A 9,690-nucleotide genomic window follows, 5' to 3' on the forward strand; every position below is an offset into this window, starting at 1 on the left:
TTCATCCTTGCTCTCTTGAGACAAGGTTTTCATGCTCCAGTGCTGTTCGTATAATGGATAGCGTGTCCTGATATCTGAGAGTCGAGATGATGAACGCGATAACAGCCCCCCAACCTAACCTATACTCCCGGAGTAGTGGTCAGTCTGTTTCTAAGAGTTTAGGCAAGTTGCCAATGGTTTTAATGTTCGGATGTTTATTGGGACTGACACCGACTAAAGCGATCGCCCAAGAAGAAATTAACCCTATCCTAGAAGTAGGGGTAGTGCAGCAATTTGGCAAAACTCCCACAGATACCCTCGTCTTGCAAGCCAAACCTGGCGACCATCTCAGGCTGCGTTTTGCTACCCCCGAAGGTGAACAAGTCCTGCATACCCTCAGCGCCGTTATTCAGGTGGGAATGCAACCCCTTCCAGAACCCCAAGTTAACGAACGTCTGATTTTTAGCAGTCACCGCAGCTATGAAACCGCCGCACAGCAGGCTAACAAATGGCGAGAAATGGGCATCGAAGTTGAACTAGCGCAACCTGATGTATGGCAGGTTTGGGCTTCTCGGGAAACTTATTCAACTCCCCTGTTGCGCCGATGGTTACTAGAAAGCATAAAAGCCCAGGGCTATCAGCCTACTTTCACCAGCCAAGTAGTCAGAGAGAAACCCGTCCCCTATTGGGTGTTAGGTGGCTATCGTTACAACCGCCAAGAGTTAAAAATTGAAGCTCCCCAGAATGTCATTTCCGTAGGTAAGAAAAGAGATGACCCCCAGGCTTTAGTTTATGGAGGCAGTTTAAAACTCCAGCCAGATGCCTACGGAACCTATACCCTCGTTAACCATGTTCCCTTAGAAACCTATTTGCGGGGAGTTGTACCCCATGAAATGGGCGCATGGCCTCCCGCTGCTTCTATTGAAGCCCAGGCTATTTTAGCGCGTACCTATGTCTTGCGGAATCTGCATCGGTTTGAGGCCGACAATTATCAAATTTGTGCCAATACCGATTGTCAAGTATATAAGGGGTTAACGGAGGTTTACCCATCTACTGATAACGCTATTACTAACACCAGGGGCCTAGTGCTGACCTATGACGGGGAATTGGTCGATGCCGTGTATTTCTCCTCTAGTGGTGGCATTACTGCTAATTTTAATGATGTCTGGGATGGACCCAAGCCACCCTATCTCAGGTCAGTATTAGATACTACTCAAAATGTGTGGAACCTGGAAAGCTACAGCCTAGCTGATGAACAGAACTTCCGGCGGTTTATGAGTCTGAGGAAGGGTTTTAATGAAGAGGGTTGGAGTGATTTTCGCTGGCAATACCGAACAGATCTCAAGGCCATGACTAATCATCTGCAATTTTATCTCAAGCGTCGCAAAAGTCCCCTGGCAGATTTTAACACTATTCAACAGGTGAGGGTGGTGGAAAGGGCTCACTCTGGCCGGGTGTTGAAAATGGAGGTACAAACTGATAAGGGTGTTATCCCCATCCATAAGGATGAGGTCCAAAGTGCTTTTTGGCCTCCTATTAGTACCCTATTCTATATTGATCCGATTTATGGCCCTAACCAAACTCTGCAAGGCTATAATTTTGTGGGCGGCGGGTTTGGTCATGGTGTCGGTTTCAGCCAAATAGGATCGCATAAACTCGCCCGGTTGGGTTGGTCTAGCGATCGCATTTTGGAATTTTATTTTCCGGGGACTCAACTAGAACCCCTGAACAATTATTTAATCACTGGGCAGCAATCTCCATAAATCCTGGCTATAGGGGAAGGAAGAACAGATCCGCTGTAACCAAAATAACCTGTTCTCCCTTCTCTGACCAGGTTGGAGAAACTTAGTAGAGTCCTTCTTCTTGGTGAGTTTTGATTGTGCAGTCGGAGGTGGGATAGGCTACACAAGTCAAAACATACCCAGCTTCGATCTGATCATCATCTAAGAAAGACTGATCAGACTGGTCAATGGTACCACTGGTGATTGTACCAGCACAGGTGGAGCAAGCACCAGCACGGCAGGAGTAGGGCAGATCTAGTCCAGCTTCTTCGGCAGCATCGAGAATATATGTATCATCATCGCAATCGATGGTTTCGTTGATGCCTTCAGCTTCGTTAATCAGAGTGACTTTGTAAGTAGCCATTCAGTGTTCCTCTCTAAGTTCTCAAAAAAATCGATAAGAAAAACCTATATAAATCACAAGGGAATATTAGCCTAACTCCCTGTGGTCTCGGTTTTCTTCACTTTCTGATATTAAAGGAAAAACACGAGGTTGTAAAACCTTTCGCGGCCATATTATGAATGGTTTTTGTTATAAATTTTTCTAATTACATCCCAATTGCTTATATCTTATCTGGCCAGCCTATAGGGCCAGGTGGTTGCATAGTCGTCAGCATAAGGGATAATAATGGATGAGCTAGGGTTTTAAGCCTTAGTCATATCTCCCTAAAATATATCAGTCTGTAGATGACAGCCAGTAATTTTTCTAATACAATTTCTAACCCTTCCACTATTCGCGTCGGTTTGGTGGGAACTGGGTATGTTGCTAAGTCCCGCGCCCAAACCCTCAACTCTGATCCTCGATCGCATTTAGTGGCGGTTACCGGTCATAGTCCAGAAACTACAGCAGCCTTCTGTCAAGAGTTTAATGCGGAATTAGTCCCTAATTGGCTGGAATTGGTACAGCGAGACGATTTAGACCTGATTATGATTAGCACCATTAACCGCGATCATGGTGCGATCGCAAAAGCCGCCCTGGAAAATGATAAGCACGTGGTGGTTGAATATCCCCTTTGTCTCGATCCTCAAGAGGGTGAGGAGTTGCTCGCCTTGGCTTCAATGCGCCATAAACTCCTTCATGTGGAACATCTGGAACTTTTGGGAGGATTGCACAATTCTATTAAACCATCTTTAGAGGCGATCGGAACCATATTTTATGCCCGCTACAGCACTATTAACCCCCAACGTCCGGCTTATGATCGCTGGACCTACCAAAATTCTCTGTTTGGTTTTCCCTTGGTGGGGGCGCTTTCCCGTTTACATCGTTTGACTGACCTATTTGGTGCTGTGGCTTCTGTAAACGCCCAGAGTCGGTTTTGGAATGTCGATGGCGATCGTTATCGTTCCTGTTGGTGTCAGACTCAGTTACACTTTACCTGTGGGACCATTGGTGAGGTCGTCTACGGAAAAGGCGAAACCTTTTGGGAGTCCGAAAACCTTTTTACCCTTTATGGGGAAGCCGGAACTTTGATATTTACCCCAAAAGAGGGCAAATTACTACGGGGAGATACTCCTCAACCCATTGAAGTCGGAAGTCGTAGCGGTTTGTTTGCGCGGGATACTACTATGGTTCTCGATCACCTTTTTGACGGAACGCCTCTTTATGTTTCTGTCGCAGATAGTCTTTATACCCTGAAAGTAGCTGATGCGGCTAGACGGTCTGCTGAAACAGGCGAAACTGTGATTTTAACCCAGAGTTAATCTAATGGCATTGAACATCAGTGACAATTTCGGTATCACCACTAATAGTTGGGTAAGCTGATCATAATGTTCTAACAACATGATATTAAGATTAGCCCGCATTTGAGCCATTAGACGAAGAAGAGAGAGAAATGGTAATTTAGTCGCTGAAATCATGGCTGGGTTTGAACTGTGGTGGTTGGTTTATGCTTTGATCCTATTCACAGTTCATCCCTACCGCTACCGAAATTATGACACTGTTTTAATTGGGGTCCCTAGGAACTAAATTCCCCAATCTGCCATCTATGTAACTGCTTTAGTTCCTTAACCAAGGCAATGGATGATCAGCCAGTTGATTAATTGGCACAAATTCCCCATCCTTTCGCCTGTACTAGCTTCATTATATATTTAGGCGATCGACTTGGCAAATCTTGCCAAAATCATTTTTCGATGCCAGAATGGTTCCACTCACCTATTAACATGAATTAACTATCCTCAAACTATGTCCTCACCCTGGGAACGATGGATCGCGGTTAAAGTTATCATTAATCCAGATAATCCAGATCTGTTGGATGGTTTGGAATATTGGCTAGAATTAGGTTTAATTTCTCAAGAACAGGTTAAACAACTCTGTAAGCTGCATCTAAGTCAACCTCTACCCCTACCGCCACCTTCCCGCGTATATCATCCCCCTGTTAGGAAAGCTCAACCACCTATTATTAGGGAACCTCAAACTACTTTCACCGCCACATTACCGCCCAACATTACCCCCGTATTTACCCAATTATTACAGTCTTTCAAAGCTGAACTCAGTGTGCGTTGGCTGCTATTTTTAGGACTGTTTATGGTGGTGGTATCTTCCGGCGTACTGGCGGCGAGTCAGTGGGAAAGATTCCCCGCTTTTGCACAATATGGAGTATTACTAGCTTATACTTTGGCATTTTGGGTAGGTAGCCAATGGACGGAAAAACAGAATAACTTAACCTTGACTGCTGCTACTTTGCGTCAAGTTACCTTACTGTTAATTCCCCTCAATTTTTGGGCAATGGATGGCTTGGGATTATGGGGATATCCCCTAGGATGGATCACCATTGCGATCGCCACCTTCCTGCTATCCAGTACCACCATTAAACTCTATTCTACACCATCAGTTCCCCAGAAGCTACAACTCGCCAATTTATTACTTGTCAGTTCCCTTCACTGGGGGTGGAGTTGGTCAAACTTTCCCATAATTGCCATTTATTTAGCCGTAATTATCACCGCATCTATATCCTTCTATACTCGCCAAAAACTCAATCATCAACCCTTAGCTAATCGTGATATCGCGCTGTTAATTTATAGCCTAATTATTATCCTTAGTCGCGGCATCTTTGTCGCCGAACTCCCCCTTAATGGTTTAGGGTTGGCTGTAGGGATTTGTGGCTGGTTAATCTACTATTTTTCCTCACCTTTAATAAATCGTGGCGGCTACGGATTACTACTTTTAGGGTGGTTAATTTCTCTGATATCCTATCCTTGGCACGGTTTTCTAATTAGCGCTTTGGTAATTTCTATCTGGACTAAACACCTGCGAAACTCTTGGCGACGGCGGGATTTATTAGTAATCTTTACCATAGGATTACAGATGGTTTGGTTACTAGGACTCATGATTCCTAGTGGTATGAGACAAACTACTATTATCACTGCTGCTGAAATTACTAACAGCCAAAATTACCCTTGGTCACTACTTAGCTTAACCTGGTTTCCCTATCTGATTTTGATGCTGGCGGTTACTGAGTGGCTGTATCAAATACCTAAGCGTAAATTGGCATTATTTGGCGAGCAAATCGCATTATTATTAGGAGTCTTTTTAGCCTTGTTGGGGGTGATTAATCCTCTCACGCGATCGCTTAATTTAATCGCCTCAACTTTCACCTTAGCCGTAGTTACTAAACGCCGAAACTATCGCCCACCATTTCGAGTATATGTAACCCATATCACCGCTTTACTAGCTTTGGTGAGTAGCATCAACTGGCTAATTCCTACTCTTAACTATACCGAGTGGTCGATAATTTTATTGTCGCTAATGGTAGCAGAATTTGGCTTATATGTCGCCAGTCATCATTACTTTATATCTCGATATGATACCCCAGATCATAGTTGGGGAAAAAGTGGTTTTTATCTAGGTTTAGTCTTGGCGGGTTGTAGCTATCTCCTACTTAGCAATAGCATTGAACCTGTCAATTTAATCTGGTTAATCACACCTTTGGGCTTGACTTTTGTCGGGAAATATGGTAGCAATTCAAAACAAAAACAATCCGCTGAATTAGCCATTGTGACTACAGTAGTCGCGCAACTGTTGACAGTCGAAATACCTGTAATTCGGGCGATATCTTTAGGTATAAGCACCGTCATAATTGCCATTAACTCCTATTATATACGTCGGCTAATTGTAGCGGCGATCGCTGTAGGGTTTGGTCTCAGTTTCTTAACCGCTATCCTCTGGGAATTCCCGATAATTTCTAGCTTAGACTGGTTACTTATTAACGCCATAGTATTTAATAGTCTGTGGATATTACGGCATAATTTACTCAACCGGGAAGCCTCGTTATCCCAACTCTATAGACAAGCAGCAGACCTGTGGGGAACTTCACTGGCGGCGATACAGTTACTACTGCTCACCTTTCATTCTCTGTTAGTTTTTCAACAACAAAGACAACCGAGTTTATTCGCTGTCATAATCATCGCTTTAACTGTAGCAGCCATAGTATTTCGGACTCAGACAGCCACTCTGTCAACTCGCAGTTTTGATAATGGTATTTATGGAACATTTTGGGGGATACAATTACTCGTATCTGAAATCTTGGCATTTTTACCGCACTCTTTAATTCTGTTGGCGATCGCTAATACAGCTTTAGGAATTATTGTCCAAATAGGCGGTGATTTGTGGCACAAAAAACACCCAGATTTGAGTCTACCCAAATCCCTGCAAGTTATCCCTTTATTATATGGTATATTGGGAACAGTTCTGCGATTTAATGAAATAGCCGTATGGACTGGCTTAAATAGCCTGGGATTTGCCTTTATTTTAATAGGAGTAGGACGGCGACATTCTTCATTAAAACCCCTAGTTTATTTGGGAATAGTCGGAGTATCCGTCGCCACCGGAGAAATGTTATTCCAGCAAGTGAGTTCCCAACCCCTAGCTAATCAATTAGTCGCCTTCACCGTATTAACTACCAGCTTCGTCTATCTGTATCGGATCTTATCATCAACCTTAGCCAGATATTTGAACCTGGCGGCGGCAGAAATTAAAGCGATCGCTCATTGCCATTGGTTAATCGCTAGTGTATTATTAGTAATATCATCTTTTATGCCCGGAAATACTAGTGCATTAGTAGGGTTAGGAAGTGGCATCCTTCTCAGTCGTTATGCGATCGTACAGGGTCGCAGTCATCCCCACCAACAACCACAAGATATCTGGGTTTATTTGGGTTTATTGCAAGCCGTAGCCATCCTTTATTATATGATTGATGTCCTGGGATGGGGAAATATTCTGTTTCCTTGGATAGGTGCGATCGCTTCTCTAATTGCCTATTATTTCTATATATTCCCCTGGGAAAATTGGGGATGGTCACAGACACCCTGGCGACGGTCTGCCATCATTTTCCCAATAGGAGCTATAGCAATTATTCATAGTTTCATTAATCCCCCCCAACTACCCTCCTGGTATATAGCCACCGTCATCACCGCCATTTTCTATGTATTCCTAGCCGAATTAAGTCAAAATATTCGCTTTACTTACATTAGTATTTTTCTGCTCAATTGGGTAATCTTAAAAGCCATTCTCGCCAGTCCAGCAGATACTTATTTACTGTGGCTAATCACCCCTCCCGCTTTATCAATGTTATATATTATACAGGTGGAACCCTACTTAAAAGGTTCCCAACGCCGACCCCTTCGACACCTAATCCGCATCATCAGTATTAGCTTAATTTGCGTAATCTCCTTATTAGAAAGTCAATGGGTAGGAATTATTCCCGGTCTCATTAGTTTAATCGCCATTGGTGCTGGTTTAAGCCTAAAAACTCGTGCTTTTCTGTACATTGGTACAGCCACATTTGTTATTAATATTGTCAATCAATTAATCATTTTAAACTCAGTTTACTCCTTTTTAAAATGGATAGTAGTTTTGATCGGCGGATTAATTTTTATCTGGGGTGCCGCCAACTTTGAAACCCGCAGAGACCAAATTCTTAGCCTATTCCAAAACTCCCTTCAAGAATTAGACAGGTGGGAATAGCAGCCCTAGACCTGTGAGGATGAATTGAGAGGAAATACCAGCCCCTGCTGACCCAGAGCCGATTTTGTTAACTTTCTTAAAAAACCCCCCGAATTTACCCACCGAATGTTAAGAAACTTATCTAAAGTTAAACCTTAATTTCAATTTAGCAACTTTTGCATCCACCCTCTCAATCATGGTGCTACAGTGGCAGCCATTGGAATTTATCATTCTAAAGACTATGTATAAACCCGAATCAGAACGTGATCCGATTGGTGCAGCCGTGACCGCTGGCTTAGGGGCTGGAGTAGCCACATCTTTCGCTGTTAGTCAAGGTCAAAGTCCTTGGGTAGCCTTGGGAATTACCGCTTTTTCAGTGGTTGTAGCGATGTTATGCGATCGCGCAGGTTTGGTATAAGTGATATAATGGAAAGGGAAGCCGCAACTTAGGTTTTTTTGGGTTAAGTGTTTCCCATTCCTATATTTTCCTGAAGAATTATGATGGAATCCTATGCTTATCTGTACCTCGCCCTGAGTTACGAAAATCCTCAGCAACTCATTCTCAACAGAAAACTATCTACTCTAGCCTATCGGTGGCTTCTGTCTCTAGGGACAGTGCTGCTGATTCTGAGCATAACTCATGCAGCCCAGGCAGTTTTAGCTATTGGGGATTTCGGACCCGAAGTTACCCAAATTCAGAACCGCCTCAGAGCATTAGGATATTTAAGCGCTAACGCCACCGGATACTTTGGTGAGGAAACTCAAAACGCAGTTATTCGGTTCCAGCGCGATAACCGTTTAGTCCAAGATGGCATAGTAGGTCCTAATACCGTTGTGGCTTTGATCGCAACCAACCAGAACGCCATCAGTCGGCCTCTCAATACTATCCCAGTCAGCGATCGCCAATTAATCGGTTTAGGATTAGGAGACAGCGGACCCGGAGTTACCAGCCTCCAAAATCGCCTGCGAAATCTTGGTTTTTTCAACAACAACTCCACCGGATATTTTGGACCAATCACCCGGGATGCCGTCATTCGTTTTCAGCAAGCCAACTTAATTGCAGCCACAGGTCTAGTTACAGAAGACACCCTAGCCATTCTCAATCGCGGCACAGGTAGCCTCGCTGGAAATGTTAGCCTTGGTCCCGGTAGTTTTGGCCCTATAGTCGGCTTAGTACAACGAGAATTGCAACGACTCGGTTTTTTCCCAGGTCAAATTACCAATTTTTATGATGAGGTAACATTCCAAGCCGTTCGTAACTTTCAAATGGTGAACGGTCTCACCCCCACAGGCTTTATTGGACCCACTACCCAAAGCCTTCTCGCCAGTCAACAGGTGTTGGGTCATGGTGGTATCACTTCCAACCCTACCAATGTTTCCATGAACCAATCTAATCCCTCCTCAATTCTCCTGCTGGGAAGTCGGGGAGCAGATGTAATTGCACTTCAGCAGCGATTACAGCAATTAGGGTACTATACAGGGATGATTGATGGGGTTTTTGGTGAATCTACCCGCGTGGCTGTCCTTCGCTTCCAACGGGATAATGCCATCACCCAAACAGGTCAAGTGGGACCCACCACCCAATTCCATTTAGCTAGGGCTACTATCCAACGCCCCATCATACCCGCAGCTCCAGCCGGTCCAGGGTTCGTCGTCAGACCTGTGGCAACTAATCCTAATACATATATAGCAATGGGTAACGCCGGAGAAAATGTGCGGCGCATTCAAAGGCGGTTAAGGGAGTTAGGCTTCTATAATGGCCCGATTAATGGTTTTTTTGACGGCCAGACCCAAAATGCTGTAATTCAATTTCAGCAAGCCTATAATATCACTACCACCGGGATTGTTGGACCGACTACAGAGACCTACTTATTTAACGTCACTCGGCCTAGTTTTGGTCATATCAATCAGCACTGATTCATTTAAGCTGAACATTCCTGAACATTGATTGACAATGCTCGGACTGTAACTATAGCAATACCATCATTC

At 44.1% G+C, this 9,690-nt stretch carries 6 protein-coding genes; 5 read left to right on the forward strand and 1 reads right to left on the reverse strand.

Features of this window, described 5'->3' with window-relative positions:
* Positions 1-86 precede the first annotated feature (86 nt).
* Complete coding sequence (locus P5683_RS19890) at positions 87-1,742, forward strand: SpoIID/LytB domain-containing protein (protein WP_315640953.1); 1,656 nt, start codon at positions 87-89, stop codon at positions 1,740-1,742.
* 82 nt (positions 1,743-1,824) lie between these two features.
* Here the strand turns inward: P5683_RS19890 and P5683_RS19895 are convergent, their stop codons facing one another.
* Positions 1,825-2,124, reverse strand: coding sequence for a ferredoxin (locus P5683_RS19895; protein WP_006623255.1), 300 nt, complete (start codon positions 2,122-2,124; stop codon positions 1,825-1,827).
* A 323-nt stretch (positions 2,125-2,447) separates the two neighbouring features.
* Here P5683_RS19895 and P5683_RS19900 point away from each other — a divergent pair, with 323 nt between their 5' ends.
* The 4 genes from P5683_RS19900 to P5683_RS19915 all read left to right on the forward strand — a co-directional run bounded on the left by P5683_RS19900 (position 2,448) and on the right by P5683_RS19915 (position 9,618).
* On the forward strand, positions 2,448-3,461 hold the full coding sequence (locus P5683_RS19900) for a Gfo/Idh/MocA family protein (RefSeq protein WP_006623254.1): 1,014 nt from the start codon (positions 2,448-2,450) through the stop codon (positions 3,459-3,461).
* 481 nt (positions 3,462-3,942) lie between these two features.
* Positions 3,943-7,722 carry a hypothetical protein gene (locus P5683_RS19905; protein ID WP_006623252.1) on the forward strand — a complete coding sequence of 1,260 codons (3,780 nt, stop codon included), beginning with the start codon at positions 3,943-3,945 and terminating at the stop codon, positions 7,720-7,722.
* Positions 7,723-7,942: 220 nt separating this feature from the next.
* Positions 7,943-8,119, forward strand: a complete 177-nt coding sequence (locus P5683_RS19910) for a hypothetical protein (protein ID WP_008054248.1) — start codon at positions 7,943-7,945, stop codon at positions 8,117-8,119.
* 80 nt (positions 8,120-8,199) lie between these two features.
* Positions 8,200-9,618, forward strand: coding sequence for a peptidoglycan-binding protein (locus P5683_RS19915; RefSeq protein WP_006623250.1), 1,419 nt, complete (start codon positions 8,200-8,202; stop codon positions 9,616-9,618).
* Positions 9,619-9,690 lie beyond the last annotated feature (72 nt).

It is taken from the genome of Limnospira sp. PMC 1279.21 (genome assembly GCF_032349615.1).
Lineage (GTDB): Bacteria > Cyanobacteriota > Cyanobacteriia > Cyanobacteriales > Microcoleaceae > Limnospira > Limnospira fusiformis.

Bases quoted from the DNA above. Each gene is read 5' to 3' on its own strand.
- P5683_RS19910 (WP_008054248.1), top strand. From the start codon at position 7,943: ATGTATAAACCCGAATCAGAACGTGATCCGATTGGTGCAGCCGTGACC.
- P5683_RS19915 (WP_006623250.1), top strand. From the start codon at position 8,200: ATGATGGAATCCTATGCTTATCTGTACCTCGCCCTGAGTTACGAAAAT.
- P5683_RS19895 (WP_006623255.1), bottom strand. From the start codon at position 2,124: ATGGCTACTTACAAAGTCACTCTGATTAACGAAGCTGAAGGCATCAAC.
- P5683_RS19900 (WP_006623254.1), top strand. From the start codon at position 2,448: ATGACAGCCAGTAATTTTTCTAATACAATTTCTAACCCTTCCACTATT.
- P5683_RS19905 (WP_006623252.1), top strand. From the start codon at position 3,943: ATGTCCTCACCCTGGGAACGATGGATCGCGGTTAAAGTTATCATTAAT.
- P5683_RS19890 (WP_315640953.1), top strand. From the start codon at position 87: ATGATGAACGCGATAACAGCCCCCCAACCTAACCTATACTCCCGGAGT.